26 protein-coding genes are annotated in these 25,091 nt (G+C 63.7%); 13 read left to right on the top strand and 13 right to left on the bottom strand.

Annotated features, from left to right (window positions below):
- The first annotated feature begins 27 nt into the window (after positions 1-27).
- Together DyAD56_RS09595 and DyAD56_RS09590 are read left to right on the top strand one after the other, a co-directional pair.
- Positions 28-1,545, top strand: coding sequence for an acetyl-CoA hydrolase/transferase family protein (locus DyAD56_RS09595; RefSeq protein WP_199178933.1), 1,518 nt, complete (start codon positions 28-30; stop codon positions 1,543-1,545).
- Between the two features lie 28 nt (positions 1,546-1,573).
- Positions 1,574-2,143: a Maf family protein gene (locus tag DyAD56_RS09590; protein WP_102302524.1), complete on the top strand. Its 570-nt coding sequence runs from the start codon at positions 1,574-1,576 to the stop codon at positions 2,141-2,143.
- 24 nt (positions 2,144-2,167) lie between these two features.
- Here DyAD56_RS09590 and DyAD56_RS09585 read toward each other — a convergent pair whose 3' ends face one another.
- Positions 2,168-2,977: a type II CAAX endopeptidase family protein gene (locus tag DyAD56_RS09585; protein WP_102302523.1), complete on the bottom strand. Its 810-nt coding sequence runs from the start codon at positions 2,975-2,977 to the stop codon at positions 2,168-2,170.
- A gap of 208 nt (positions 2,978-3,185) precedes the next feature.
- Here DyAD56_RS09585 and DyAD56_RS09580 point away from each other — a divergent pair, with 208 nt between their 5' ends.
- Complete coding sequence (locus DyAD56_RS09580) at positions 3,186-4,742, top strand: TerC family protein (protein ID WP_102302522.1); 1,557 nt, start codon at positions 3,186-3,188, stop codon at positions 4,740-4,742.
- A gap of 40 nt (positions 4,743-4,782) precedes the next feature.
- Here DyAD56_RS09580 and DyAD56_RS09575 read toward each other — a convergent pair whose 3' ends face one another.
- Positions 4,783-5,178 carry an MAPEG family protein gene (locus DyAD56_RS09575; protein WP_102302521.1) on the bottom strand — a complete coding sequence of 132 codons (396 nt, stop codon included), beginning with the start codon at positions 5,176-5,178 and terminating at the stop codon, positions 4,783-4,785.
- A 106-nt stretch (positions 5,179-5,284) separates the two neighbouring features.
- Here DyAD56_RS09575 and DyAD56_RS09570 point away from each other — a divergent pair, with 106 nt between their 5' ends.
- Both DyAD56_RS09570 and DyAD56_RS09565 read left to right on the top strand, forming a co-directional pair.
- Entirely contained in the window at positions 5,285-6,148 is an 864-nt protein-coding gene (locus DyAD56_RS09570; protein ID WP_102302520.1) for a neutral zinc metallopeptidase, read from the top strand.
- A gap of 113 nt (positions 6,149-6,261) precedes the next feature.
- Positions 6,262-6,624, top strand: a complete 363-nt coding sequence (locus DyAD56_RS09565) for a YkgJ family cysteine cluster protein (protein ID WP_102302519.1) — start codon at positions 6,262-6,264, stop codon at positions 6,622-6,624.
- Positions 6,625-6,629: 5 nt separating this feature from the next.
- Here DyAD56_RS09565 and DyAD56_RS09560 read toward each other — a convergent pair whose 3' ends face one another.
- Both DyAD56_RS09560 and DyAD56_RS09555 read right to left on the bottom strand, forming a co-directional pair.
- Positions 6,630-7,403, bottom strand: coding sequence for an anti-sigma factor (locus tag DyAD56_RS09560; RefSeq protein ID WP_102302518.1), 774 nt, complete (start codon positions 7,401-7,403; stop codon positions 6,630-6,632).
- Positions 7,390-7,962 (bottom strand): sigma-70 family RNA polymerase sigma factor, encoded by a 573-nt coding sequence (locus DyAD56_RS09555; protein ID WP_102302517.1) that lies wholly within the window; start codon positions 7,960-7,962, stop codon positions 7,390-7,392. Before DyAD56_RS09555 ends, DyAD56_RS09560 begins: the two co-directional genes overlap by 14 nt.
- Positions 7,963-8,103: 141 nt before the next feature.
- On the opposite strand from DyAD56_RS09555, the gene DyAD56_RS09550 reads away from it, so the two are divergent.
- Both DyAD56_RS09550 and DyAD56_RS09545 read left to right on the top strand, forming a co-directional pair.
- Positions 8,104-9,045 (top strand): metallophosphoesterase, encoded by a 942-nt coding sequence (locus DyAD56_RS09550; protein ID WP_102302516.1) that lies wholly within the window; start codon positions 8,104-8,106, stop codon positions 9,043-9,045.
- On the top strand, positions 9,042-9,386 hold the full coding sequence (locus tag DyAD56_RS09545) for a cupredoxin domain-containing protein (protein ID WP_102302515.1): 345 nt from the start codon (positions 9,042-9,044) through the stop codon (positions 9,384-9,386). The genes DyAD56_RS09550 and DyAD56_RS09545 overlap by 4 nt, the downstream gene beginning before the upstream one ends.
- Here DyAD56_RS09545 and DyAD56_RS09540 read toward each other — a convergent pair.
- Both DyAD56_RS09540 and DyAD56_RS09535 read right to left on the bottom strand, forming a co-directional pair.
- Complete coding sequence (locus tag DyAD56_RS09540; RefSeq protein ID WP_102302514.1) at positions 9,373-10,173, bottom strand: class III extradiol ring-cleavage dioxygenase; 801 nt, start codon at positions 10,171-10,173, stop codon at positions 9,373-9,375. The two genes, DyAD56_RS09545 and DyAD56_RS09540, sit on opposite strands and share 14 nt — an antisense overlap.
- Before the next feature lie 232 nt (positions 10,174-10,405).
- Positions 10,406-12,286 carry a DEAD/DEAH box helicase gene (locus tag DyAD56_RS09535; protein ID WP_102302513.1) on the bottom strand — a complete coding sequence of 627 codons (1,881 nt, stop codon included), beginning with the start codon at positions 12,284-12,286 and terminating at the stop codon, positions 10,406-10,408.
- A gap of 119 nt (positions 12,287-12,405) precedes the next feature.
- On the opposite strand from DyAD56_RS09535, the gene DyAD56_RS09530 reads away from it, so the two are divergent.
- From DyAD56_RS09530 to rimJ, 3 genes are read left to right on the top strand one after another with little or no spacing between them, the layout of a single operon-like run.
- Complete coding sequence (locus tag DyAD56_RS09530; protein WP_102302512.1) at positions 12,406-13,155, top strand: SDR family NAD(P)-dependent oxidoreductase; 750 nt, start codon at positions 12,406-12,408, stop codon at positions 13,153-13,155.
- A 48-nt stretch (positions 13,156-13,203) separates the two neighbouring features.
- Positions 13,204-14,052: an S-formylglutathione hydrolase gene (gene fghA / locus DyAD56_RS09525; protein ID WP_199178927.1), complete on the top strand. Its 849-nt coding sequence runs from the start codon at positions 13,204-13,206 to the stop codon at positions 14,050-14,052.
- Positions 14,049-14,600, top strand: a complete 552-nt coding sequence (gene rimJ, locus DyAD56_RS09520) for a ribosomal protein S5-alanine N-acetyltransferase (RefSeq protein WP_102302511.1) — start codon at positions 14,049-14,051, stop codon at positions 14,598-14,600. The genes fghA and rimJ overlap by 4 nt, the downstream gene beginning before the upstream one ends.
- Before the next feature lie 42 nt (positions 14,601-14,642).
- Here rimJ and DyAD56_RS09515 read toward each other — a convergent pair whose 3' ends face one another.
- The 3 genes from DyAD56_RS09515 to DyAD56_RS09505 all read right to left on the bottom strand — a co-directional run bounded on the left by DyAD56_RS09515 (position 14,643) and on the right by DyAD56_RS09505 (position 17,519).
- A complete protein-coding gene (locus DyAD56_RS09515) occupies positions 14,643-15,158 on the bottom strand; it encodes a pilin (RefSeq protein WP_102302510.1) in 516 nt (171 codons plus the stop codon).
- Between the two features lie 231 nt (positions 15,159-15,389).
- Positions 15,390-16,721 (bottom strand): DEAD/DEAH box helicase, encoded by a 1,332-nt coding sequence (locus DyAD56_RS09510; protein WP_102302509.1) that lies wholly within the window; start codon positions 16,719-16,721, stop codon positions 15,390-15,392.
- Between the two features lie 132 nt (positions 16,722-16,853).
- Entirely contained in the window at positions 16,854-17,519 is a 666-nt protein-coding gene (locus DyAD56_RS09505) for a class I SAM-dependent methyltransferase (RefSeq protein ID WP_233202356.1), read from the bottom strand.
- 145 nt (positions 17,520-17,664) lie between these two features.
- Here DyAD56_RS09505 and DyAD56_RS09500 point away from each other — a divergent pair, with 145 nt between their 5' ends.
- Positions 17,665-18,909, top strand: coding sequence for an MFS transporter (locus DyAD56_RS09500; RefSeq protein ID WP_102302508.1), 1,245 nt, complete (start codon positions 17,665-17,667; stop codon positions 18,907-18,909).
- 48 nt (positions 18,910-18,957) lie between these two features.
- Entirely contained in the window at positions 18,958-19,443 is a 486-nt protein-coding gene (locus DyAD56_RS09495; protein WP_102302507.1) for a peptidylprolyl isomerase, read from the top strand.
- A 1,186-nt stretch (positions 19,444-20,629) separates the two neighbouring features.
- On the opposite strand, the gene DyAD56_RS09490 is transcribed toward DyAD56_RS09495, so the two are convergent.
- The 4 genes from DyAD56_RS09490 to DyAD56_RS09475 all read right to left on the bottom strand — a co-directional run bounded on the left by DyAD56_RS09490 (position 20,630) and on the right by DyAD56_RS09475 (position 23,763).
- Positions 20,630-21,058, bottom strand: a complete 429-nt coding sequence (locus tag DyAD56_RS09490; protein WP_102302506.1) for an organic hydroperoxide resistance protein — start codon at positions 21,056-21,058, stop codon at positions 20,630-20,632.
- A gap of 3 nt (positions 21,059-21,061) precedes the next feature.
- Positions 21,062-21,520, bottom strand: coding sequence for a MarR family transcriptional regulator (locus DyAD56_RS09485; protein WP_102302505.1), 459 nt, complete (start codon positions 21,518-21,520; stop codon positions 21,062-21,064).
- A gap of 225 nt (positions 21,521-21,745) precedes the next feature.
- A complete protein-coding gene (locus DyAD56_RS09480; RefSeq protein ID WP_102302610.1) occupies positions 21,746-22,267 on the bottom strand; it encodes a C40 family peptidase in 522 nt (173 codons plus the stop codon).
- A gap of 146 nt (positions 22,268-22,413) precedes the next feature.
- Complete coding sequence (locus tag DyAD56_RS09475) at positions 22,414-23,763, bottom strand: hypothetical protein (RefSeq protein ID WP_233202355.1); 1,350 nt, start codon at positions 23,761-23,763, stop codon at positions 22,414-22,416.
- Between the two features lie 45 nt (positions 23,764-23,808).
- Between DyAD56_RS09475 and DyAD56_RS09470 the strand changes: the two genes are divergently transcribed.
- A complete protein-coding gene (locus DyAD56_RS09470) occupies positions 23,809-25,068 on the top strand; it encodes an FAD-dependent oxidoreductase (protein ID WP_102302503.1) in 1,260 nt (419 codons plus the stop codon).
- The last annotated feature ends 23 nt before the right edge of the window (positions 25,069-25,091 follow it).

Raw genomic sequence — 25,091 nt, 5'->3', positions numbered from 1 at the left:
CCATTCGTCGATTGGAGTGCAGGAGACATCCTCGTGGACAAGCGTATCGGCCATGCTGGCCTGGCCGCTAAGGTCATGACGGCCACCCGGGCAGCAGAACTCGTCGATCACGGCATGACGATCGGTATGAGTGGTTTTACCGGTGCGGGCTATCCCAAGGCCGTGCCGCAGGCGTTGGCGGCGCGCATGGTCGCCACGCACGAACGCGGCGATCCGTTCCGTGTGCGCGTGCTCACGGGGGCATCCACGGCACCCGAACTGGACGGCGCGTTGGCGCGTGCGGATGGCATCGATCTTCGCCTGCCTTACCAGTCCGACCCGGAGTTGCGCGCCCGCATCAACCGCGGCGAGATGAACTATCTGGACATCCACCTCAGCCATGTCGCGCAGTACGCGTGGTTCGGTTTTTTCGGCAAGATCGATCTTGCCGTGATCGAGGCGACGGCGATCATGCCCGATGGCAGCTTGCTGGCATCGTCTTCGGTGGGCAACAACAAGACGTGGCTGGACCTGGCCGACAAGGTGATCGTCGAGGTGAACCACTGGCAGCCGCTCGAAATGGACGGTATGCATGACATCTACTACGGCACGGCCTTGCCGCCACACCGCAAGCCGATTCCGTTGCTCAAGCCGGACGATCGCATCGGTGAGCCGTACCTTCGGCTCGATCCCGACAAGGTTATTGCGGTGGTGGAAACCAACGCGCCCGACCGCAACAGCGCCTTTGCGCCGTTGGACGATACCTCGCGGCAGATCGCCGGCAATCTCATCGACTTCTTCCGCCACGAGATCGCCAAGGGCCGTCTGGGACCGCAACTGCTGCCGCTGCAGTCCGGCGTGGGCAATATCGCAAACGCTGTGCTGGCGGGGCTGCGCGAAGGTGGCTTCAGCGGCCTGAGCGCGTTCACCGAAGTGATCCAGGACGGCATGCTCGATCTGCTGGAGCACGATGTGCTGTCGGTAGCATCCGCTACGTCGTTCTCGCTGAGCCCGGCGGGCATCGAGCGTTTCCTCGACAAGATCGATTTCTTCCGCAGGCGGATCATTCTGCGCACGCAGGAGATATCCAATCATCCGGAGCTGGTGCGCCGACTCGGCTGCATCGCGATGAACGGCATGGTGGAGGCGGATATTTACGGCAATATCAACTCCACGCATGTGGCTGGCACCAGCATCATCAACGGTATCGGTGGTTCGGGCGATTTCGCGCGTAACGGGTTCCTCTCGTGCTTCCTCACACCCAGCACGGCGAAGAACGGTGCCGTGTCCTGCATCGTGCCGATGGTGAGCCACGTGGACCACACCGAGCACGACGTAGCGGTGGTTGTTACCGAGCAGGGCCTTGCCGACCTACGCGGCCTGTCGCCGCGTCAGCGTGCCAATGTGGTGATTGAGCGTTGTGCTCACCCGAGCTATCGCCCCATGTTGCAGGATTATTTCGACAGGGCATTGCACAACAGCCGCGGCAAGCACACGCCGCACCTACTGCAGGAGGCCTTGTCCTGGCACCAGCGTTTCCTTGATACCGGGGATATGCGAACGTAAGGGCCCCGCTGCCCACGGAATGGCCCCCATGCTCTATCTCGCTTCGCAATCGCCGCGTCGTCACCAGTTGCTTGAACAGATCGGCGTGGATTTCCGCGTCGTCGACGTCGATGTGCCCGAACAGCGTGCGCTTGGCGAATCGCCACGGGATTACGTGAGCCGCGTGGCACGCGAGAAAGCACGCGCAGGGCTTGTGATGCTGGAAGATGTCAACGTGGCCGTGCTTGGGGCGGATACCGAAGTGGTGTTGGGCGACCAGGTTTTCGGCAAGCCGGATGATGCCGATGATGCCGCCGGCATGCTGGGGCGGCTGTCGGGTCGGGTACACGAAGTGATCTCCACCGTATGGCTGGTCACCCGTTCGGGCGAGTGGTCAGACACCAGCCTGTCGCGTGTGACCATGCCGGTGCTGGATAAGGCCACCATCGCCGCCTACATCGCTACGGGTGAGCCGTTCGGCAAGGCCGGCGCTTATGCGATCCAAGGGCACGGCGCGAAGCTGATCGAGCATCTCGATGGCAGCCATTCCGGCGTGATGGGCCTGCCTGTATTCGAGACGGCGCGCCTGTTGCGTGCGCATTCGCTAATCCGCGTCTGAGCATCGCGCCCCGTGATGATTCGGCTATTGCTGGGTCATCACAAACCACGACACCACGGCCAGCAAGTTGTTCATGCCGTGGGCGATCACGGCGGGCCAGATGGATTCGGACTGCACGCGCAGCCAGCCGAGGATCAGGCCGAGCAGTGCCAGATTGGGCAGTGCGTACCAGAGGAAGGACAGATCGGGCAGATGCACGCAGGCAAATAGCAGGGCCGACAGCACGATGGCCATGCCATTGCCGGTATAGCGCGCGATAGCGGAAAGCAGGACGCCCCGGAACAACAGTTCCTCCACCACGGGCCCGACGCTGACCACCAGCAGAGCAAGCGGCAACCGCAGCGCGAGCGACGTGTTGGCACCCAGTTGCTTGATGTCCTGGCTTACCTCGTGGCCTTGCGCGAGCCATGTGGTCAACAAGCCGCCGACGATGGGCATCATCACACCCGCGGCGAGGGCGGCGACGTAGAAAGCGATATGTGGAGACGGGGTGAAACCTAGGCCCGGTGGGGTGCCCTCCGTCCATCGCTGCGGCCACGCGCGCCGCACCAGGCGCATGATCACTGTCGCGGAGATCAGCAGCGTGACGATCACGGCTGCCGCCGTCATGTCCGACTGGCCCAGCCAGCGGCGCCCCAGCGGGATGATGGCGCTGAGTCCGCCACCTTCGTGCAAGGTAGCCACCAAGCCAGCCACCAGTGTCATCAGGCTGCCAACGGCCAGCTGCAGCATGAAATAGAGAGCGATCAGCGCGACGGCCTGCCAGGGCGTGGGAATGCCGGCGTTTTGGTTCGGTGGCGAAACGGGCAGGTCGGTCAGTCGGTTCGCATCCATCGAAAACAATCCAGGGCACTCGCGTGCAGGGTGGGTGCACAGGCCGGCCGCGCGGCGCCGGCAGACGTGTTCACGCTAGTCCCTGCCGACGTGCGTGCCAATCCTGTCCTTTGGCAGGGTGCGCGCAGGGTGGCCGCTGCGTTCACAGCCGCGCCCTGTATAGTAAATAGACGATCCAAGGAGGAATTCGGCGCCCAGGCGCCAGCCTATGTTTGCATTCGACTGGCTGTCCGACCCGACCGCTTGGGCGGGTCTCCTCACCCTGGTGGTGCTGGAGATCGTGCTCGGCATCGACAATCTCGTCTTCATCGCCATCCTCGCCGACAAGCTGCACGCGAAGGAGCGCGACAAGGCACGCGTGCTCGGCCTCTCGCTGGCGTTGATCATGCGACTCGCGCTGCTGGGCGCGATGTCATGGATGGTGAAGCTCACCACGCCGATCATCCAGCTGGGCTCCATTTCGTTCTCGTGGCGCGACATCATCCTGCTGCTGGGTGGCGCGTTCCTGCTGTTCAAGGCGACCGTTGAGCTGCACGAGCGGCTGGAGGCGAGCGACCACGATGATGCTTCCAAGCGTGCGCCTGCGCGCTTCTGGCTGGTGGTGGCGCAGATCGTGGCGCTGGACGCGGTGTTCTCGCTCGATTCCGTGATCACTGCGGTCGGCATGGTCGACCATCTCTCGGTGATGATGATTGCGGTTGTGGTGGCGATGGTGCTGATGATCAGCGCGAGCAAGCCGCTGACCAACTTCGTCAACGCGCGACCGACAGTGGTGATTCTGTGCCTGTCGTTTCTGTTAATGATCGGCTTCAGCCTGGTCGCGGAAGGCTTTGGTTTCCACATTCCGAAGGGCTACCTGTACGCGGCGATCGGCTTCTCGATCTTGATCGAGGCCTTCAACCAGGCCATGCGCCGCAATCGCCAGCGCAGCCTGTTGGGTAGTGCGCGTACGTTGCGGGACCGCACGGCGCTTGCCGTGCTGAATCTGCTGGGCGGCGCGGGCGGCGACGACGAGGACGCGGCGCCCAAGGCGGCGACGGCCAGCAGCGAGGGCAGTGTCGCCGTGTTCGGTAAGGATGAGCTGGCGATGGTGCAGGGCGTGCTCGATCTCGCGCATCGTCCGGTGCGTTCGATCATGACGCCGCGCCCCGAGATCAACTGGATCGATCCGCGCGAAAGTACCGAACAGCTTCGCGCCGAGCTCAACGCGTCCAGTCACGCGTGGCTACCGGTGGCGGGCGACGATCTGGATCAACTGGTTGGCGTGGCCTCGTCGCGTGATTTGCTGGCGAGCTTGCTGGAGCATGGTCGCATCGAGGTTGAGCAGGTGGTGCGCAAACCGCTCACCGTATTGGAGTCGTTGAGCGTGTTGCGCCTGATCGAGGAATTCCGGCGCCAATCGCTGCAGGTGGCGCTGGTGGTGGACGAGTACGGCAGCGTGCTCGGCCTGGTCACGCCGACTGACGTGCTGGAAGTGATCGCCGGCGAATTCCCCGATGAAGACAGCGGCGATCCTTCCGCGCTGCAGGAGCCGGATGGCAGCTGGCTGATCGACGCCAGCCTGGACCTGCGTCGTGTCGAACACTTGCTGGGTTACAAGCTGAGCGGCGAGGATAGTTTTTCGACACTGGCCGGTTACGTGCTGGAACAACTGGGGCGGTTGCCCAGCGTGGGCGACACGTTCGTTAGCGAGGGGCTGCGCTTCGAGGTCGTGGCGATGGACGGCGCGCGCATCGATCGGTTGAAAGTGAATCCCGTGGAATAAGTGATGCAGGTCGCGCGCAGGGCGCGCGACCTGCATCGCCTTAGCCGGCTATCAGCGCGCGGACCAAGCCCGTCACACCTAGTACCACCGTGGCCGCCCAGCCGACCATGGACACCATGAAACCGGGGCCGCGCTTGGCGGCATCCTGCAGATAGCTCACCGCGTACCACGCCCGCCCGAACACCCACACCAGACCTGCCACACCGCCCCACAGCGCATAGCCATATTGCACGGCCAGCCATAGCGCGGGAAGGAACATCATGGTGGATTCCAGCGTGTTCATCTGCACACGCCAGGCCCGTTCGAACCCAGCGTGACCGGTGATGGCCGGCGCCTTGATGCCGTATTTGCCACGCGCGTGGCCGGTGGCCCACATGGTGCCGAACTGCAGCAGGACGGTAAGCAGGACGACGATGGCGGGTAGGTGCTGGGTCATTGGGGGATCTCTCCGAAAATGAGCACTGTAGCTATCGTGTGACGATGGCGGGAGGGGGCGTGAGGCGCTATCGTCATATGACCGTAGGGCATGCGAGGGCCGTCATATGGATTGGCAGAAGGGCGAACGCAGTCAGAACGTTGAGGTCGACAGCGGCGGTGGCGGTGGTCCCCGTTTCGGCGGAGGCCGCGGACTGGGGCTGGGCGGCATCGTGATTCTGGCCATCCTGGGCTTGGTGTTCTTCAAGGACCCCACGGCCCTGCTCGGACAGGCAGGCAACGGCGGCCAGCAAGTGGCTGCGCCGAGCGGACCGCCCGCCGACGTCGACCCGCAAACCAAGGATTTCGTCAGCGCCATTCTCGGCTCGACCGAGAAGACCTGGGGCGACATCTTTGCCGCGCACGGGCGCCAGTACGTGGACCCCAAGCTGGACTTGTTCAGTGGGGGCGTGAATACCGCCTGCGGGGCGGCCTCGACGGCAGTGGGGCCGTTCTATTGCCCCGGTGACCAGAAGGTGTACCTGGACGTGGCGTTCTTCCAGGAGCTGCAGAACCGCTTTCATGCGTCGGGTGACTTTGCCCGGGCCTACGTGATTGCACACGAGGTGGGCCATCACGTGCAGAACCTGCTGGGCATCTTCGATCAGGTGGAACAGGCGCGCCGTCGCGGAGCACGGATGGAAGGTGCGGACGGGCTGTCTGTGCGCCAGGAATTGCAGGCCGACTGTTTCGCCGGCGTATGGGCCAACCACACCCAGCAACGCTTGCAGTGGCTACAGCCGGGCGATATCGAGTCGGCGCTCAATGCTGCCAGCAAGATCGGTGACGACGCGCTCCAGCAGCAGGCGCAGGGCAGGGTAGTGCCCGACTCGTTCACCCACGGCACCTCCGCGCAGCGCGTGAAATGGTTCAAGGCGGGTTTTGCGAGCGGTGATATGGCGAGCTGCAACACGTTCGCCGGGGAACCGTAAGAACGCACGCCAGCGGATGCAGCTACCCACTATCGAAGGCCCGCGCACGCGGGCCTTCGGCGTTCTAGAATTCCGCTGCTGCGCGCCAGGGGGTGCGCTCCCCGACATTCCGCATGGTCCATCCTTGCTTGAGCTGCGGCGCGTGCTGCGCCTATTTCCGCGTGGCCTTCCATTGGTCGGAGGCAGAGGCGTCGCTGGACGGCGTGGTGCCACCGGAACTCACGGAAACGCTCGATCCCCATCGTCTCGTTATGCGCGGAACGCAGGCCTCCCATCCGCGTTGCACCGCCCTGTTGGGCACGGTGGGTGACGCTGCGCATTGCGGCATCTACGAGCGTCGCCCGTCGGTGTGTCGGGAGGTGGAGCCGTCCTGGGAGTTCGGCCGCTCCAGCGCGCAGTGCGACAAGGCGCGACTCGGGCATGGGTTGCCGGTACTGACGCCTGACGACTGGACGATCGCGGCAACGGCCGCCTGACTCGGTTAGCGTGCCATTGCCGGGTTGGCGTCGTTCTGGAAGGCCAGCACGAACTGTTTGAGATCGCCTTCGTTGACGTCCGAAATGGCGACATACCGCATGCCATCGCCTGTCCAGCGGATCACTGTGTAGCCGTGCTCCTGCGTGACGGCCGGCGCGGATGAGCCGCCATCAGCGGGCCACTGGAACAGATTGATCACGTGCAAGCGGCGCTTGTACACCAGTGCCGCCACGCTGTGGCCTTCCAGTGCATCTAGCCGTCCGCCGACCAGTGGGAAGCCTTCGCTGGCGAGGTCCTTCACGCGGGGTGAAAAATCCAGCTTGCCTTCGAACCACGGTTTCACGGTGTGCTGGTCGGTGGAAATCACGTCCATCAGATGCTCGCCCTGAAGCGAGCGGACGTGGCTGGAAATGACCTGGGCGACGACATCGTTCGCACCATGCGAAGGCACCCAATGCAGCCACGCCGGTGCCGAAAGAAGCATTGCAGCGGCAAAGCCGGCGGCCGCGGCAAAGGCGATGGGGCCGCGACGGCGTACCAGCAATGGCGTTGGTGCGACGTTCGCCGGTGGCGTGCTCCAGCGGGCACGCAAGGCATCGGGAGCGCGGTGATAGAGCGAGGGTTCCGACAAGGCCTTCTGCATGATCGTATAGGTCTCGTAGCGCGCCTTGCAGGCCACGCATTCGCCGAGATGGCGTGCCATGGCCGCGCTGTTGGCTGCGTCCAGTTCGTCGTCGAGATAGGCATGCATGAGCAGCCCGGCGTCATCGCACATCATGGCGACGTACCTCCTTGGGCCGGCAGGTGAGTTCGTTCCGCAGGCGTTCGCGCGCGCGGGCCAATCGGGACATGACCGTGCCGATCTTCTGTCCGGTAATGGTGGCGATTTCCTTGTACGAGCATTCTTCCAGCTCGCGTAGAACGAGGATCTCGCGCAGCGGCGCCGGCAGGCGCTCCAGTGCTGCCTGCAGGGCACCGACGTCCACGGCCAGCAGGGTCAGTGCTTCCGGCGAGGGCGCATTGTCGACCAGTGGGTGTGCATCCTCATCCAATTCGTCATGCAGCGCATCCTGCGGATGCCGGCTACGCAGCGTGTAGAAGGTGTTGCGTACGATGGCCAGCAGCCAAACGCGTACGTCGCCGCCGTGGAAACTGTCGAAGTAGCGCAGGGCGCGCAGCATGGCTTCCTGGACTACGTCCTGCGCGTCGGCAGGATTATGCGCGAGCCAGTGCGCGAGGTTATAGGCCGCGTCGAGATACGGCACCACCAGCGCCTCGAAGCGTGCGCTTCGTGCGGCATCGGCACCTCTCGGACGGGCGTTGGGCTCAGTCGGCATAGGGGGGAATACCTCGCTTGGAGCCACTTTATTCCAATGCCTTGTTTTCCGCTTGTACCGGGGAATAGATCATCGTGTCGGCGGGTATTCGGGGTAAGGGCGGCGGGCGAGGTGCCTGTCGCCAATACCGGAGAACCGACCATGAACGACATCGAAGACCGTGAAATAGACGGTCGCCGCCAGTTCCTCAAATGCATGGCGTGGGCGGGCGCCGGCACCTTGTGGCTGATGCACGGCGGCGTGCTTCGCGCGCAGCCCCTGACGGCCAAGGGCGTAGCCTCGGCGACCGATGCCAGCTTCGGCTTCGTGCAGATCAGCGACTCGCATATCGGCTTCCATAAGGCACCGAACATGGACGTGGCGGGAACGCTGCGCGAATCGTTGGCGATGATCAACGCGCAAAAAGTAAGCCCGGATTTCGTGCTGCACACGGGCGACCTCACGCATCTGTCACGCCCGGAAGAATTCGACACCTTGGCCGGGATCATGCAGGACGCACGCATGGGCAAGGTGTTCTATGTGCCGGGTGAGCACGACGTCATTGGTGACAACGGCGCCGAATTTTTTCATCGGTTCGGCGAACGCCAGCAGTCGGGCGGCTGGTACAGCTTCGACCATCGCGGCGTGCACTTCGTCGGACTCATCAACGTGCTCAATCTGAAGGCCGGCGGGCTCGGTTCGCTTGGCGCTGATCAACTGGCGTGGCTGAAGAAAGACCTTGCTGCGCTATCGCCCGACACGCCGCTGGTGGTGTTTGCGCACATGCCGCTGTGGCCTTTGTATCCCGATTGGGGCTGGGGCACCGACGACAGCAACGAAGCGGTGAGTTACCTGCGCCGGTTCGGCTCGGTAAGCGTGCTCAACGGACATATCCACCAGATTCAGCAAAAGGTGGAGGGCAGCATCACGTTCTATACGGCACGTTCCACCGCGTATCCTCAACCAGCTCCCGGCACGGCGTCCGCGCCGGGGCCGATGAAGGACGTCGCACCCGGCGATCTGCATCGTTACCTCGGTATCCGCGACGTACGCCACGTACAAGGTAGCCACGCGCTGGCCGTGACCGAGGAGGTAATGGCATGAAGCAGGCGACGCGTCTCCTAGCGGTGATGGCGGCGCTGCTGCTGTCTGCACCGATATCCTTGTCAGCGAGCGCTGGGGCTGCACCCACGAAGCCTGTCGCGGTGGAGATCCGCAACTTCGCTTTCTGGCCCAAGACCCTGACGGTATCGGCGGGTACGCGCGTGGTGTGGACCAATCGCGACGATGAGCCGCATGTGGTGGTTAGCGCCGGTCACCAGTTCGCATCGTCAGTTGCGCTCGATACCAGCGACAGCTATGCCGTGACGTTCGACCACGCTGGCACTTACACCTACTACTGCGCAATCCACCCGATGATGGTGGGCACCATCATCGTGCAGTGACGGCGCTGTCGAAGCGATAGATGTCCATGGCGAGTAGCCCGTGTTCGATCCCGGCATCGATGCGTTGGGCGTGTGAATGATCACCCGCCGCGCCCAGCGCCACGAACAGTGGCAGGAAGTGCTCGTCGGTGGGATGCGCGCGCTCGGCGAATGGTGCCTGTCGGCGGTAGTCGAGCAAGGCAGGCACGTCTCCCTCCGACAGTTTGCGTTCGACCCACTCGATGAAGGGACGCACGTACGGTGCCTCGCGGTCTTCGCTGTAACCCGCGCGGAGGTCATGCAGATTGTGCGTGATACTGCCCGAGCCGATGACCAGCACACCCTCGTCGCGCAGCGGCGCCAGTGCGCGACCGACCGCGTACTGGTGCGCAGGGCCAAGTTGCGGTTGGATCGAGAGCGGTACGACCGGAATGTCTGCATTCGGGTAGAGCAGGCGCAACGGCACCCATGCACCGTGGTCCAACCCCTGAGTCGGATCGAGCGTCGTCGGCAACCCGGCCTTGTCCAACAGTTCAGTGACCTGCGCGGCCAGCGCAGGATCGCCTTTGGCCGGGTACTGGATGTCGAACAGCGCCGTTGGGAAGCCGTAGAAGTCGTGGATGGTCTCCGGACGCGCTGCGCCGCCGACGTGCGGTTGGCGCGCAAGCCAATGCGCCGTGGCGATCACGATGGCCCTGGGTCGCGGCAACGCGCTCGCCAGCTCCGCCAGTCGTTCGCCCACGCGGCGTGGCTGGATCGCGGTCATGGGTGAACCGTGGGAGATGTAGAGGCTGGGGAGGGTGGTCATGGTGGTTACCTCGGGGGACCACCATAGATTAGGGATTTCGCGGGGGATTGCAGCGCTTGTGGGGTGAACGATGCGTTGTCGGAGTGGAACGATGGGGATGGTGATGGCGCGCCGTTGTGCTTTCTCCCTCTCCCCGGCGGGAATAGGAAAACAAAACGCCGCTGATGCAGCGGCGTTTGATCAATACAGGAACAAGCGGCCCGAGGACGCGAATCACCCGGGCACACCGAGCTTACTTCCCGCGTCGCGGACCCTTGTTGCCACCATACCCATGCGGCTTGGGCTTTCCGCCTGGCTTCTTGAAACCACCCGGACGATTACCACCGCCCGGCCGATGCGGCGGAGCTTCGCTGGCGCCGCTGTCGTTGCCATCCCACTCTCGGATGCGCAACTGCTGCTGGCTCACCCACACCTTCTGCAGGTGCTGAAACACTTCCGCCGGCATACCGGCGGGCAGGTCGATCAGGCTGTATTCGCCGCGGATGCTCAGGCGGCCGATGTGCTGGCTTTCGAGGCCGGCTTCATTTGCGATGGCGCCGATGATGTTGCCCGGCTTCACGCCATGCTCGTGGCCCACTTCGATGCGGTAGGTGCTCTTGCCTTCTTCCGTGTGATGCGGGCGCACCGGACGTGGTGTGAAATCACGCGGACCGGCATCGCGATCGCGGTCGCGCGGACGCTGCTCGCGTTCACCGCGATGTTCACGATCGCCACGATCGCGGCTGTGTTCACGCTCGCGACCCGGTTCGCGCGGCGTAAATTCGCGCTTGGGTGGCGGCGTGAGCAGCAGCGGCTGGTTGCCCTGTGCAATGCGCGCTAGTGCAGCGGCGATCTCGACGGCGGGAATGTTGTGCTCCTGCTCGTACTGCTCGATCAACTGCTGGAACAGACCCAGCTCGCCCACCGCGATGGTGTCGCTGATGCGCTGCTTGAACTTGGCGATGCGTACGTCGTTGACGGCTTCCACCGTCGGCAGCTTCATCTCTTCGATGGGCTGACGCGTAGCGCGTTCGATCGCGCGCAGCATGCCTTTCTCACGCGGGGTCACGAACAAAATAGCCTCGCCGCTGCGACCTGCGCGGCCAGTGCGGCCGATACGGTGCACGTAGCTTTCGGTGTCGTACGGGATGTCGTAGTTCATCACGTGGCTGATGCGTTCCACGTCGAGACCACGCGCTGCCACATCGGTGGCCACCAGAATGTCGAGCTTGCCGTCCTTCAGCTGCTGGATCACTCGCTCACGCTGCGCCTGCGCGATGTCACCATTGATGGCAGCGGCGGCGAGGCCGCGCGCCTGCAGCTTCTCGGCGAGCTCCTCGGTTGCCGACTTGGTGCGCGCGAAGATGATCATCGCGTCGAACGGTTCGGCCTCGAGGATGCGCGTCATGGCATCGAGCTTGTGCATGCCGCTGACGAACCAATAGCGCTGGCGGATGTTCGCGGCCGTGGTGGTGGACGACTTGATCGTCACCTCGCGAGGATCTTTCAGATGCTGCTGAGCGATTTTGCGGATCTGCGACGGCATGGTGGCGGAGAACAGCGCCACCTGGCGCTCCGGCGGCGTCGCCTGGAGCACTTTCTCCACGTCGTCAATGAAGCCCATGCGCAGCATTTCGTCGGCTTCGTCGAGCACCAGGAATTTCAGCTCGGAGAGATCCAGCGTGCCACGCTCCAGATGGTCGATGACACGACCGGGCGTGCCCACCACGATCTGCACGCCGCGCTTGAGCGAGTGCAGCTGCGGACCATAGCTCTGGCCGCCGTAGATCGGCAGCACTTGCAGCCCTGGCATGTGAGTGGCGTAGCGCTGGAATGCTTCAGCCACCTGGATGGCGAGTTCGCGCGTGGGCGCCAGCACCAGCGCCTGCGGCTTGCCGGGCTTAAGGTCGATGCGCGACAGGATCGGCAGCGCAAACGCGGCAGTTTTGCCGGTGCCGGTCTGCGCCTGGCCGAGCACGTCGCGACCTTCCAGCAGAGGCGGAATGGTGGCGGCCTGGATCGGCGAAGGCGATTCATAGCCGACGTCAGTGAGTGCGCGCAGCAGCTCCGGATGGAGGCCAAGCGCAGCAAAGCCGACGGCTGCCGGCTGGGAATCGGAAGACGGGGAGGACATGGGGAACCTCGACATGGCATGCACGACGGCATGCGGGAGAATGACGCCATTGTAACAGGCCCACCCGCCCCCACTGGGTTTTTTTAAGGGCCTGTCGGCCAAATCCCCAAGGAATATTCATGTCTGGACGTCTTGATGGTCGTATCGCGCTGGTCACTGGCGCGTCTTCGGGTATTGGCGAGGCCACGGCGCTGGCCTTGGCGCAGGACGGCGCGAAGGTCGCCATCGCAGCCCGTCGACGCGACCGGCTCGAAGCCCTTGCCGCCAAACTGCAGGCACTGGGCGCTGAACCCACGGTGCTGGTGGCCGATCTGGCGTTGGAGGACGAGGCCAAGCGCATCGTGGCCGAGACCGAAGCGCACTACGGTCGCCTGGATATCCTGGTGAACAACGCTGGCGTGATGTACCTGGAGCCGGTGGAACAGGCCGATCTCGGCCGCTGGCGCCACATGCTGGAGCTCAATGTGCTCAGCCTCATCGCGTCCACGCAGGCTGCGCTGCCGGGTATGCGTGAGCGCCGCGAGGGGCATATCGTGAATATCTCGTCGACGGCCGGGCGCGTCGCTAATCCCAACGCCGCCGCCTATTCCGCGACCAAGTTTGGCGTGGTGGCGTTTTCCGAGGCGCTGCGGCGCGAGGTATACCAGCACAACATCCGCGTCACGGTGATCGAGCCGGGCGTGGTGGAGACAGAGCTGCGCGATCACATCGGCCACGCCCAGACCAAGGACAACCTCAACGCCTGGGCAAACAGCATGCGCCAGCTGCAGCCGGTGGACGTGGCGGATGCCATCGCGTTCTGCGTGTCGCGGCCTTCGCACGTCAACATCAACGAGCTGTTGATGCGGCCCACGGACCAGGAGCGTTGAGCGCAGCGCACTATGATGGTCGGGTTTAGTACTTCAGAGGGACTGGGCATGACAGGGATTGAGACGATCTCCGAGCAGTGCTGCCATGGCGGCGTGCAGGGGTTCTACCGCCATCATTCGGAGGTCTGTGGTGGCACGATGCGTTTTGCATTGTTCCAGCCGCCGCAAGCAGCGCAGGGGCCGTGCCCGGTGCTGTACTTCCTCGCAGGGCTCACGTGCACGGAAGAGACGGCCACCATCAAGGCCGGGGCGCAGCGGCTTGCCGCGGAGCTTGGCCTGATCCTGGTGATGCCTGATACCAGCCCGCGTCAGACCGGTTTCGATGGCGCGACGGGTGATTGGGAGTTCGGGGAGGGTGCGGGGTTCTATCTCGACGCTACGCAGTCGCCGTGGTCGTCGCGGTTCCGCATGCATAGTTACGTGGTGCACGAACTGCCCGCGCTGTTGACGCAGCACTTTCCCGTCGATATTGCGCGCAGCGGCATCATGGGGCATTCGATGGGCGGTCACGGCGCGCTGACCATCGCTTTGCGCCATCGGGACAAATACCGATCGGTGTCGGCCTTTGCGCCCATCGTTGCGCCGAGCCAGGTACCGTGGGGGCAGAAGGCGTTTCCGCGTTATCTCGGCGATGATGCGAAGACGTGGGCCGACTACGATGCTTGCGAACTGGTACGCAAGCATACGTTCGACGGCACCATCCTGATCGATCAGGGCGAAGCAGACAGCTTCCTCACCACGCAACTGAAACCCGAGCTGTTCGATCAGGCATGTGCGGAGGGCGGCCAGTCGCTGTTGTTGCGTCGGCATCCCGGTTACGACCATAGCTACTACTTCATCACCACGTTCATCGAGGATCACCTGCGTCACCACGCCGAGGCGCTGGTCCGTCGGTGAACGCGTTGCACCCGATCACCACATCCCGGACCGTCCTTCGGTTGGCGGAAGTGGCCGATGCGTCCCGCTTGCTGCGCTATCGCGAGCAGAACCGCGAACATCTCGCGCCATGGGAACCCCTGCGTGACGAGGCGTATTACACGCTGGACCATTGCGTGCAGACCCTGGCCGAATCACGCGAGGCGATGCGGCTGGACCGTGCGTATCCGTTCTACGCGCTGGATCTTTCGGGGAAGGAAATCCTGGCAACCTTCACTTTCGCCAACGTCGTGCGCGGTGCATTCCAGGCCTGCCATCTCGGCTACAGCATTGCGTTGCGTCGGCAAGGGCAGGGGGTGATGCAGGAGGTGCTCGAAGCGGCGTTGCCGTGGGCGTTCCTCGAGTTGGACATGCACCGGGTGATGGCCAACTACATGCCGCGCAACGAGCGTAGCGGGCGACTACTGGAACGCTTGGGCTTCGAGCGCGAAGGCTACGCGAAGCGCTATTTGCAGATTGCTGGCGCGTGGGAGGACCACGTGCTCACGTCACGCATACGCCATCCGTAACGGCATCTAGCGGATCGAAAGCCAGATGGTTGCGAGTTGGGCTCAGCTCTTCGTGGCCGGTGCCGTGGCGGGCGCGGAAGTGGCGGGGGCCGGTATGGCCGGAGCCGCTGCTTGCACGGTGGGACGGGTGCAGGCGGCTGGCATCCACTGGCTGTTGCCAGCAATGATGTCGCAACTCCAAGTCAGTGGCGCGCTGCCGCCGGCAGCGGAGTTGTCCAGCGGCGTCAGCAGGAAGACCGGGTCGGGTGCGGCCCCTGTGTCCTTCGTTGTGATGGTGATGCGCCCGCTCTCGGAGATATCGATCTTCGCGGTATAAGCATTGAGCGACGAGGTGGCGTTGAAGCTGAGGTCGCTAGGCTGGAGCCGGTTGAGGCCGCCGCGCACCGTAGTGGCTTCCATAACGACGAGCTTGGCCGCTTCGCCAGCCTTGAGCGCTTCACCCAGGCGCTCGGAAATCCGGTGATTGCGCGAGGCAGGAATCGCAATGGCAGCGATTACCGCAAGCACGGCGAGCACGGCCAGGCCGATCATGAGGGGGACGGACTTTTCGCTGCGCATCTCGATTCTCCGTGGCTACGACGATGCTTGGACAAGCGCTTCCGGCTTGGCGCGCGACTTGTCAAAGCGAAACGTTGCCGGCTTGCCGGCATGAACTCACGGCACACATTCGCACAGTTACGTAGACCCAGGATTAACGCGGGGCCTTACAGTGGCGAAAACGAGTGACCAGGACCTGAAGCGTGGACAACGCGCTGGCGTCTCGAGTGACGCCAGCGCGACAAAGGGCAGTTAGGCCTTTGCAGCCGGACGGCCGCGACGCTGGCGCTTGCGATTGCCTTCGGCCGGACGATCACCGCCTTGGCTGTGACCACCGTGATGACCATGCGGGCGATGCGAACCCTGGGGGCGCCCCTGGCGCCCCTGGCGCTGCTGGGGTTGGCGCTGGCCCTGCACTGGACGCGGTGCGGCGGCGTCGGTACGCAGCGGGTGCGACGGCTCGAAGCCTGGCACGTCGCTGAAGGCGATGTCCTGCTTGAGCAGCTTGCGGATGTCACGCAGCAAGCCCGATTCATCGTGGCTCACCAGCGACACGGCCTTGCCCTCGGCACCGGCACGGCCGGTGCGGCCAATGCGGTGCACGTAGTCTTCCGCGACCATCGGCAGGTCGAAGTTGATCACGATGGGCAGCTGATCGATGTCGATGCCACGTGCCGCGATATCGGTCGCCACCAGCACGGTGACGCGGCCGGTCTTGAAGTCGCTCAGGGCGCGCGTGCGGGCGTTCTGGCTCTTGTTGCCATGGATGGCGGCGGCACGCATGCCGGCGGCACTCAGGAACGTTACCAGCTTGTCGGCGCCGTGCTTGGTGCGGCTGAACACCAGCGTCTGGCGACAGCTGTCCTGCGAGAGCACGTGCAGCAGCAGGTCGCGCTTCTTGGCTGCGTCCACCGGGTGCACATGGTGCGTGACGGTGTTGGCCACGGTGTTCGGGGGCGTTACCGATACTTCGCGCGGCTGGTGCATGAACTGCATGGCGAGCGCTTTGATCGGCGGCGCGAAGGTGGCCGAGAACAACAGCGTCTGGCGATGCTTCGGCACCGCCGCGAGAATGCGCTTGAGGGCCGGCAGGAAGCCCATGTCGAGCATGCGGTCGGCTTCGTCCAGCACCAGCACGTCGATGCCGGAGAGATCCACGGAGCGCTGCTGCATGTGGTCGATAAGGCGGCCAGGCGTGGCGATGATGATGTCCACACCGCGACGCAGTGCCTGCACCTGCGGGCCCATGCTCACGCCACCGAAGATGGTGGTGCTGCTGATGCGCAGGTGCTTGCCGTAGTCACGCAGGTTGTCATGCACCTGGGCGGCGAGTTCACGCGTCGGCGTGAGTATGAGGGCGCGCGGACGGCGTGTGCCGGCGGGCGCGGTTTTCGACAGGCGGTGCAGCAACGGCAGCGAGAAGGCGGCCGTCTTGCCGGTGCCGGTCTGGGCGGCGGCAAGCAGGTCTCCGCCTTCCAGTACCACCGGAATAGCGGCAGCCTGAATGGGAGTGGGGTTGGCGTAGCCCTGTTCGGCAAGCGCACGCAACAACGCGGGCTCAAGGCCCAACGATTCAAACGACATGGGAAGCTCCAGAGCAACCCGGAGCGTTCAAGAACCGTGTTGCATTATTCAAGGGGGAGGGACGACGCGAGGGTCGTGACCGCGAAGTATAGCGTAAATGCCGGCAGCCTGCTTGGCCCGTCTATCGGCGGTTCAGCGTGGCGCCCGCTCCGCCACTAGCAGGTAGCAGTCAAAGGGCGTTTTTCCGTGCAGTGAACGGACGCTCACCGCTAACCCTGCTGCCTCCAACGGGGTGCGCAATTCCTCTTCGCTGGGATAGTGCTGTGCACCGACCCGCATCCAGCCACTGGTGCGCAGAAAGAACTCGGAGATGCGCGTCATGGCGTAGCGCAAGCTGCGTTCGCGAAGCACGTTGCGGATCACCAGTAGGCCGCCGGGGGCGAGGTGGGCTACAGCGTTGTCGAGCAAGGCGCGTTGACCTTCCTGCGGCAGGTAGTGCAACACGTCGAGCAGGGCGACGTGGCCGCGTATGGGTTGCCGCGCCGTGCCGTCAGCGTGGGCTAAATGCAGGGCGTTGCCCAGCCCGGAGAGGTGCAGGGCGCGGTTGCCCGCCTCGATCTTGCGTAGGTCGCTGTCCACGCCCAGGTAGCGCGTGACCGCTCCGTGCGTATGCAAGTACTGGCCGAGAAGCCCAATGCCGCAACCGATGTCGAGCAACGGCATTGGCCGATCCATGACCAGGGCCGCCGTGGCTGCATACGCGGGATCCGCTGCCAGCTTGCTCTTGACGTAGCGGCGCTGGAGCCAGTGGTCGTATGAGTTGGCGATGCGGTAGAGGGCGGCGTCCATGCAGGACATGTGAGCCCACGCCGTGGTTGCGCGATGTGAAGGCCAGCATGTCTTTTCTGTTGGGTGCCACACCCTGCGATGGTCGGCCTTGCGCTGTGGCGGCGGTGATGGTTCGCTTGGCGCCTTCGTCGCCCGCTTCACGATGGAGTAGCCCATGTCGCCACTTGCGCCCCTTCGGGAGCTCACCACCACCCAGCGTCATACCGTGCTGGCCAGCTTTCTCGGCTGGACGCTAGATGCCTTCGACTACTTTCTGCTTACTTTCGTCATCGTGGCGGTGGCCAAGGAGTTTCATTCCGACCAGGGGCATGTGATCACCGGGCTGTTCCTCACGCTGGCGGCGCGACCGCTGGGTGCGTTGTTGTTCGGACGGCTGGCCGATCGTTTTGGGCGACGCCCGATCCTGATGCTCGACGTGATCCTGTTTTCCATATTCGAGCTAGCCACCGCTTTTTCCGCCTCGCTCACCATGTTGCTGGTGCTCCGGTTCCTATTCGGCGTCGCCATGGGTGGCGAATGGGGCATCGGTGCATCGCTGGCGATGGAGTCCATTCCCGCCAAGGCGCGTGGTGTTGTGTCGGGTCTGCTGCAAAGCGGCTATCCCGTCGGTTTTTTCCTGGCGGCCTTGGTGAACTGGCTGTTGGTGGATCACATCGGTTGGCGTGGCCTGTTCGTGGTCGGTGCGGCGCCAGCGTTGCTGGTGCTGTACATCCGCCGCTCCGTGCCCGAGTCCGAGGTGTGGCAGCAGGAGCGTGCGGCGCAGGACAAGAAGGGGCTGCTCGAATCCATGCGGGGCCATTGGAAGCTTGCCATCTACCTCATGGTGTTGATGGCGGCGTTCAACATGTTCAGCCACGGCTCGCAGGATCTGTACCACACCTTCGAAGAGGAAAGCCTGCACTTGCCGACCGGCTCGGGGGCGGCCTTCATGCTGGTGGCCATGCTCAATCTCGGCGCACTGGTGGGCGGGCTGTTCTTCGGCGCGCTGTCTGAGCGTATCGGGCGTCGGCGGGCCATCATTCTTGCCGCGCTGCTCGCGATACCGGTGATTCCGTTGTGGATGTATGGCGCTTCGCTGCCGGCGCTGGCCCTGGGTGCCTTCCTGATCCAGGTGATGGTGCAGGGCGCGTGGGGCGTGGTGCCAACGCACCTCAATGAGCTGTCGCCTGACGGCATGCGCGGGACGCTACCGGGCTTCGCCTACCAGACCGGCAACCTGCTGGCGGCGGTCACGGCCAACGCACAGCACTGGATCGCGAATTGGCGAGGCGGGAATCTGGCGTTCGCCATGTCTGCCTGGATCGCCGCCGTGGCCCTGCTGCTGGCTTTCCTGGCCTGGGTAGGGCCGGAGGCGCGGGGCGTGCGCTTCGGGCAAGCCCGGCCCGACACGGGCGAGTAGCCGGGCAGGCTGGTAGCATTGGGGGTTTGATCCATCACGAGACATGCAATGAAGGCTGGCAAGGACAAGGTCATCTCGCTCCACTACACGCTGACGGTGGACGGTGAAAAGGTCGAGAGCTCCCTCGACCGCAACGAACCGCTGTGGATTCTGCTCGGCTATGGCCAGCTGATTCCGGGCCTGGAAAAGGCACTGGAAGGCCATGAAGCGGGCGAGAACCTGCAGGTTGAAGTGGCGGCGGCCGAAGGTTACGGCGAGCGCCAGGAAGGCATGACCCAGCGTGTGCCGAAGAAGTACTTCCAGCAGTCTGCCAAGCTCAAGCCGGGTATGACTACCGTGCTGGCGCTGAAGGAAGGCGGCCACCGCGTGGTGGTGGTGCAGAAGGTGGGCATGAGCACGGTCGATGTGGACTTGAACCACCCGATGTCGGGCAAGACGCTGAACTTCGATGTGACCATTAATGAAGTGCGTGACGGTACCGAGGAAGAGATTGCGCATGGTCATGCGCATCCGCCGGGTGCTGAGGCGCACTGATAGCGCTTTTCTCCCTCTCTCCTTTGGGAGAGGGGTTAGGCTCGTGAAGCCGCTCCGTCAGGGGCGGCTTTTTTGTTGGCGGTTGGTAGAGGGGGCAGGGGAGCTCGGCTCCTTCTTTCTCCCTCGCCCCCTTCGGGGAGAGGGTTGGGGTGAGGGGTCAATCTAGCCTCATCGTTTCTTCTAAGCCGTCATCCCTGCGTACCCCACAAAAGGGGGCAAGGGCCGGGATCCAGTGTCGTCAGTGGTCGGCTGTCGTCTCGTGCGCTAACTGCGTCTGGCTGCTTACGCAGCGGGCGTTTCGATCGTCTGCCGACGACGCGAAGCTAGTCCCGTGGGACGCTCGAGTCACTTTTCTTTGTTGGCCCAAAGAAATGGCCTGACAGGCCAACGCCCGCAGCATTCTGCAGGGAAAAGCCCGAGCGCTTGAGGCAGGTTGTTGCTTGGCAACCTTCGCCTCTACACAGCGGGTAGTTCGAAGCGCTTCGCAACGCGCCGATGCGGAGAGGACTTAAAGCAGGCTTCGCTACGCCTCCCGACCGGTGTGGAGAACTCGCCACGTAACGGCATCGTTCATCTGCCTTGGCTTTCTGCGCTAGAGCAGGAGCAATGCGACCTGCCGCGATGCGATGTGCAGCAAAGCTGCGCGAGCCGTCCGCTTTCGCCTTTGACCCTCGGGCCCCCTGTGCGGCGGTGAGGGGTGGACGAGAAGGCCCGCAGGGGGATCGGCAGGACGCCGATCCCTTTTCGCCGGGGCAGGAGCCCCGTCGAAAAGCCCGGCCGCCCCTCACGAACTGGCCGGCTTCACCGGCCAGCGCCAAGTGGGGGTGCCCTTTCTTTGGGTTACTTTTCTTTGGGCAAGCAAAGAAAAGTGACTCGGCCTCCGGTAAGAGGTCGAAAGCCCGCCGCAGGCGAGCCAGGTCGCCACCACGCGACAACCTAGCGCAAAGTCACTGGATCCCGGCCTGCGCCGGGATGACGGCAAAGATGAAACGGTGCGACGAGCACCAACCCTCACCCCAACCCTCTCCCCCAAGGGGAGAGGGAGTAGAGCCAGCGAGTTCTGCGCGCTTTAGCGTCGCTCAACCCGAATGCACCATGACGACAGTCAAAGCCAGAACGAACGCCACCACAAACAATGACGGCGCCCCTCAAGGCGCCGCCATCGCTTACATCAAGGGAAACCCGCTCAGACGAGCGTGATATCCACATCCACATTACCGCGCGTCGCATGCGAATACGGGCAGATGTCGCGATGCGCCGTATCCACCAGCTCCTGCGCCACGGTGCGGTCCACACCCGGCAAGCTCACCTCCAATTTCACGGCGATACCGAAACCGGTCGGCTCGCGCGGGCCGATGCCCACGTGCGCGGTGACCGAAGCATCCTTCAACGTCACGCCCTTCTGGCGGGCTACGAAACGCACTGCGCCTTCGAAACAGGCCGCATAACCGGCGGCGAACAGTTGTTCCGGGTTGCTGCCGTGGCCGCCCGGGCCACCCAGGCCCTTCGGCACGACCAACTGCAGGTCGAGGACGCCATCGTCACTCTTGGCGTGGCCTTCGCGGCCGCCGTGTACGGTGGCGGTAGCGGTATAGAGAATCTTGCTGATGTTCATGGTTTAGTCCTCGCGTTGGGAGAGTTGGATCTGTCGGGTGAGTCGCTTCAGTTCATCGCGCAGGCTTTGCATCTGGTCGAGTGACAGCTGCATGCACTGTGCGAGGCATTCGGGAATCCCACTGGCCTGTTCGCGCAGGGCGAGGCCGGTGTCGGTGAGGCGGATGTCCACTTCGCGTTCGTCTTCCTTGCGGCGTTGCCGGCTCACCAGTCCAGCTGTCTGCAGGCGTTTGAGCAGGGGGGTAAGCGTGCCGGAGTCGAGTTGGAGGCGTTGGCCTAGCTCCCGCACCGTCAGGCCGTCCTGCTCCCACAACACCAGCATCACCAGATATTGCGGATAGGTCAGTCCCAGCGGGTCCAGCAGCGGGCGGTACAGACTCGTGACTGAGCGGGACGCGGCATACAGGGCAAAGCAGAGTTGCTGGTCGAGCAGGAGGTGATTGGGTGTGGGCGTCCGGTTCATGCGATAAATCCTAAGCGAAAAATTAAATTGTGTACAATTCAATTTTTCAATCGATGCCATAGGCAGAGCCAAAGGCGCGACCGTGGGGTACTCGGAGCCAGAAAGGGTCGGAGGATGCGCTCGGGTCGGTGAAGCGTCAGTCCATGTCGCTACCGTCGCCGCTGAGGCCGGCGGATCAGGCGCAAGCGCGCTTCTACACGGCAGGAGAGGTCGCGAGGCGACTCGTCAGTCCAGCAGACGTTTGCCGAAGGCGAAGTGGTCTTTCCAATACGGGCCGTCGATATCGTCCAGCCGTACGGTGCCGCCGCTGTTGGGGGCGTGAACAAAACGGCCCTTGCCGACGTAAACGCCCACGTGGCTGATGCCGCTAGAGCCGCCGAAGAACACCAGGTCACCACTGACCAGGTCGGTCATCTGCCCGACCCGCGGCCCGTTCAGCTGAGACATCTCGCGGGAGCTGTGGGGCAGGGTCAGTCCGGCTGCATTGCGGTAAATGTAGTCGACCAAGCCGCTGCAATCGAAACCGCCGTCAGGCGTGTTTCCGCCCCAGCGATAAGGAGTGCCTACCAGGGCAATGGCGCGAAACAGCACGTCATTGGCGGTACCCGCCGCACCGGTGGGAGCGCGGGCCGGCAGGTTGGCCAATGAAGAACGCGAGTCTTTGTAGGTCGGTTCCGGACGCCGACTGTTGCTGGCGCAGGCGGCCAATAGGAGCACGGCGGAGGCGAGCAGGGTGGTGCGGGCCATGCGCCAGGAAACCAACCGGCGGTTGGTTAGAACGGCAAACTCCGGGCGCATCTCGTATCCCCTTTGCTTGAGACGAGCCCGAGGTTATCAAATCAATGAGTTGGAGGAAAGTTGTGAGTGATCACACTAAGTGGGGTCTCCGGCTGTCATGAGCCGGGTGCGCCTACTGTGAGGTTGTGTTCGCCGACCTTGCGATCGCCGCGGTCACGGCTGGTGATCTTGTACTCGCCCGGCCACAGGTAAAGTGAATTCATGGTGTCGTTGGCGGTAAAGACATAGCGGTCTACAGGGATGGCGTCGTCGCTCTCCTTGGTGAGGCGCGCTTCCACGACGCAGGGAAGCTGTCGTTGGCAGATGTCGCTCGAAATCACTCGGGTATCCCGTGCACCACCCAGTGCCAGCCAGTGTGGCCGGCGCTGGTGCCCGGAGGGCGGGAGAATCACGTCGACGTCATGACGGTCCGGGTCGGACGCCCACACACTGCCGCTCTGACGGCTGAGCAATACCGACGGCTTGTCGACCGGGAAGGCGGCGATCAATTGGTTGTACAGGTCCTTCTTGGGCATGGGCCCAATGTCGCGCCAACGCGTCTGGTCGACCGACAGCGGGTCGAAACCTGTCAGCTGCTTGAGCTGCATCGCCATGGGTTTGATGGTCTTGCCCAGATTGCCCACGGCCTTGTCGATGTGTGCATAGCCGGCGTGCACAAACAGTCGGGCGTTGGGGTCGTTCTTGAATACCTCGCGATAGAGCAACTGGGCCTGACCTGCTTCGCGATCAGATAACGCATCGGCATCGGATTCGTAGGCCACCACCTTAAAGCCCAGACGAATCGCTTCGCGGATGATCTGGCCGTAAAGCGGCTCATGCAGGTATTCGCTGCCGCTGCTGGTAACGGGGTAGCCGCGCTTCATCAGGTCGGTGTCGCTGTTGACCAGCGCCTCGGCAGCGAAATAGGTGAAGCCTTCGGCGCGCAGCTTCGGTAGCAAGGCCAGCGTAAGCTCGCGAGTGTGTGCGTCGTGGTGTGCTTCGTTGACCATCACGATGCGGCGGTCGGTGGCGAGCTTGGCGATCTCTGTCGCTGCATCGGCAGGTGCCCAGTCACCGGGGGACGGCAGCGGCACCGGTGTCTGCACGCGGTTGTCGAACGGGAAATCCAATAGGGCCTCGTCATACAGGCCCAGCTCGTCTTCGACGGTGGCAAGCAGTTGCTGGTCGATCAGGCGATCGTCCTTGGTGAGTTGCGGCATGACCTCGCGCAGGTACAAATAGCGCGCCAGATCGTTCTTTATATGCGCCGACTCTTCGAACAGATCGCGCTTCACCGTTATAGCGGTGGACGCCCGGACTGGTGGCTCCGGGGTAGGTGCGGTCTGCGCCGACGTGGCGGACTGCTGCGCGGACGCCGCCGCACACACAACCGTGGCCATCGCCAAAGTCAGTAGGGCACGCCACCTGTACATCATCCTGCCGGACTTCACTTCTGACTTACCCATCGCGCTGAACCCTCGGGGTTAGGGGCGGAACGCTACAATAACCGGATGGATGCTTCACGCAGCGATGTGTTGATTCTTGGCGGCGGCGTTATCGGCCTGGCCTGCGCTTACTTCCTGCTGAAGTCCGGGGCTACCGTGCGGATTTTGGAGCAGGGTAACCCGGGCTGCGGAAGTTCGCACGGCAATTGTGGAACGATCACCCCTAGCCACGCCCCACCCTTGGCCATGCCGGGCACGCTCGGCGTTGCACTGCGCTCGATGCTCAGGGCGGATGCGCCGCTTTACCTCAATCCACGTTTCGATGGACCGCGTTTCCGCTGGCTGCTCGGCTTTGCCCGCCACTGCAATTGGCGCGACTTCGAGCACGCGGCGCACGCGCGTTCGGCCATCCTGCAGCACTCGCGTCGGTTGCTCGCGGAGCTCGTGCACAACGAGCGTTTCGATTGCGAATTCGGTGAAGAAGGCGAGCTGTACGTTTATCGCACCGACAAGGCCTTACATGCCGACCAACGACACCATGCCGACGTGCTCGATCGCCTCGGCATCACCGTTGAGCGATGGCATGGGGAGGAGGTGGAGGCCCGGGAGCCTGCGCTGAAACCGGGTGTCGTCGGTGGCCTGTTCCATCCCGGCGACGCACGCCTGCGGCCGGACCGCTACGCCGCCGAACTTGCGGATCGCGTGCAGGCCATGGGGGGTGTGATCGAATCGGGGGCGCGCATCGACCAATTCGGCACGCAGCAGGATCGTATCGATCATGTCCGCACCACGCGCGGTGTGTTCCGTGGCGACCGTGTCGTGATGGCGCTCGGTGCGTGGTCGCCACTGTTGGCGAACCAGTTAGGTCTGCGCCTGCCGATGCAGCCGGGCAAGGGTTATTCGATCACCTATTCGAGGCCCGCATTGGCCCCCCGTCATGCGTTGGTGTTGCGCGAAGCCGCCGTGTGCGTAACGACCTGGGAGACGGGATTCCGATTGGGTAGCACCATGGAGTTCTCTGGCTATGCGGAGGGCCTCAATCGCACGCGTCTGGATGCTTTGCGTCGCGGCGCGGCGCAGGGGTTGCATGTCTCTGAAGGTCCCGCGATGCAGGAAGAATGGTGGGGCTGGCGCCCGATGAGCGTGGATGAAGTACCCATCATCGGGCCAAGTTCGCGCTGGTCCAACCTCACGTTGGCTACAGCGCATGGCATGCTCGGCGTCAGCATGTCGGCGGCCACGGGTGAGTTGGTGGCGTCGATGTTGCGTGGTGGCGTGCCGTCGCTGGATCCGACCCCCTACGCGCCCTCTAGGTTCGGCGTGTGATCTTGGCGTCCACAGGTTCTGGA

Source organism: Dyella sp. AD56 (assembly GCF_002878475.1).
Classification (GTDB): domain Bacteria; phylum Pseudomonadota; class Gammaproteobacteria; order Xanthomonadales; family Rhodanobacteraceae; genus Dyella.
This window is presented reverse-complemented; position numbering and strand designations above follow the sequence as displayed.

What these genes read in the sequence shown, in the direction of transcription:
- DyAD56_RS09565 (WP_102302519.1), top strand. Translation starts at nt 6,262, where the DNA reads ATGGTCCATCCTTGCTTGAGCTGCGGCGCGTGCTGCGCCTATTTCCGC.
- DyAD56_RS09530 (WP_102302512.1), top strand. Translation starts at nt 12,406, where the DNA reads ATGTCTGGACGTCTTGATGGTCGTATCGCGCTGGTCACTGGCGCGTCT.
- DyAD56_RS09545 (WP_102302515.1), top strand. Translation starts at nt 9,042, where the DNA reads ATGAAGCAGGCGACGCGTCTCCTAGCGGTGATGGCGGCGCTGCTGCTG.
- DyAD56_RS09580 (WP_102302522.1), top strand. Translation starts at nt 3,186, where the DNA reads ATGTTTGCATTCGACTGGCTGTCCGACCCGACCGCTTGGGCGGGTCTC.
- DyAD56_RS09485 (WP_102302505.1), bottom strand. Translation starts at nt 21,520, where the DNA reads ATGAACCGGACGCCCACACCCAATCACCTCCTGCTCGACCAGCAACTC.
- DyAD56_RS09510 (WP_102302509.1), bottom strand. Translation starts at nt 16,721, where the DNA reads ATGTCGTTTGAATCGTTGGGCCTTGAGCCCGCGTTGTTGCGTGCGCTT.
- DyAD56_RS09480 (WP_102302610.1), bottom strand. Translation starts at nt 22,267, where the DNA reads ATGGCCCGCACCACCCTGCTCGCCTCCGCCGTGCTCCTATTGGCCGCC.
- DyAD56_RS09590 (WP_102302524.1), top strand. Translation starts at nt 1,574, where the DNA reads ATGCTCTATCTCGCTTCGCAATCGCCGCGTCGTCACCAGTTGCTTGAA.
- DyAD56_RS09560 (WP_102302518.1), bottom strand. Translation starts at nt 7,403, where the DNA reads ATGATGTGCGATGACGCCGGGCTGCTCATGCATGCCTATCTCGACGAC.
- DyAD56_RS09585 (WP_102302523.1), bottom strand. Translation starts at nt 2,977, where the DNA reads ATGGATGCGAACCGACTGACCGACCTGCCCGTTTCGCCACCGAACCAA.
- fghA (WP_199178927.1), top strand. Translation starts at nt 13,204, where the DNA reads ATGACAGGGATTGAGACGATCTCCGAGCAGTGCTGCCATGGCGGCGTG.
- DyAD56_RS09475 (WP_233202355.1), bottom strand. Translation starts at nt 23,763, where the DNA reads ATGGGTAAGTCAGAAGTGAAGTCCGGCAGGATGATGTACAGGTGGCGT.
- DyAD56_RS09515 (WP_102302510.1), bottom strand. Translation starts at nt 15,158, where the DNA reads ATGCGCAGCGAAAAGTCCGTCCCCCTCATGATCGGCCTGGCCGTGCTC.
- DyAD56_RS09470 (WP_102302503.1), top strand. Translation starts at nt 23,809, where the DNA reads ATGGATGCTTCACGCAGCGATGTGTTGATTCTTGGCGGCGGCGTTATC.
- DyAD56_RS09535 (WP_102302513.1), bottom strand. Translation starts at nt 12,286, where the DNA reads ATGTCCTCCCCGTCTTCCGATTCCCAGCCGGCAGCCGTCGGCTTTGCT.
- DyAD56_RS09540 (WP_102302514.1), bottom strand. Translation starts at nt 10,173, where the DNA reads ATGACCACCCTCCCCAGCCTCTACATCTCCCACGGTTCACCCATGACC.
- DyAD56_RS09500 (WP_102302508.1), top strand. Translation starts at nt 17,665, where the DNA reads ATGTCGCCACTTGCGCCCCTTCGGGAGCTCACCACCACCCAGCGTCAT.
- DyAD56_RS09555 (WP_102302517.1), bottom strand. Translation starts at nt 7,962, where the DNA reads ATGCCGACTGAGCCCAACGCCCGTCCGAGAGGTGCCGATGCCGCACGA.
- DyAD56_RS09550 (WP_102302516.1), top strand. Translation starts at nt 8,104, where the DNA reads ATGAACGACATCGAAGACCGTGAAATAGACGGTCGCCGCCAGTTCCTC.
- DyAD56_RS09575 (WP_102302521.1), bottom strand. Translation starts at nt 5,178, where the DNA reads ATGACCCAGCACCTACCCGCCATCGTCGTCCTGCTTACCGTCCTGCTG.
- DyAD56_RS09570 (WP_102302520.1), top strand. Translation starts at nt 5,285, where the DNA reads ATGGATTGGCAGAAGGGCGAACGCAGTCAGAACGTTGAGGTCGACAGC.
- DyAD56_RS09505 (WP_233202356.1), bottom strand. Translation starts at nt 17,519, where the DNA reads ATGTCCTGCATGGACGCCGCCCTCTACCGCATCGCCAACTCATACGAC.
- DyAD56_RS09490 (WP_102302506.1), bottom strand. Translation starts at nt 21,058, where the DNA reads ATGAACATCAGCAAGATTCTCTATACCGCTACCGCCACCGTACACGGC.
- DyAD56_RS09495 (WP_102302507.1), top strand. Translation starts at nt 18,958, where the DNA reads ATGAAGGCTGGCAAGGACAAGGTCATCTCGCTCCACTACACGCTGACG.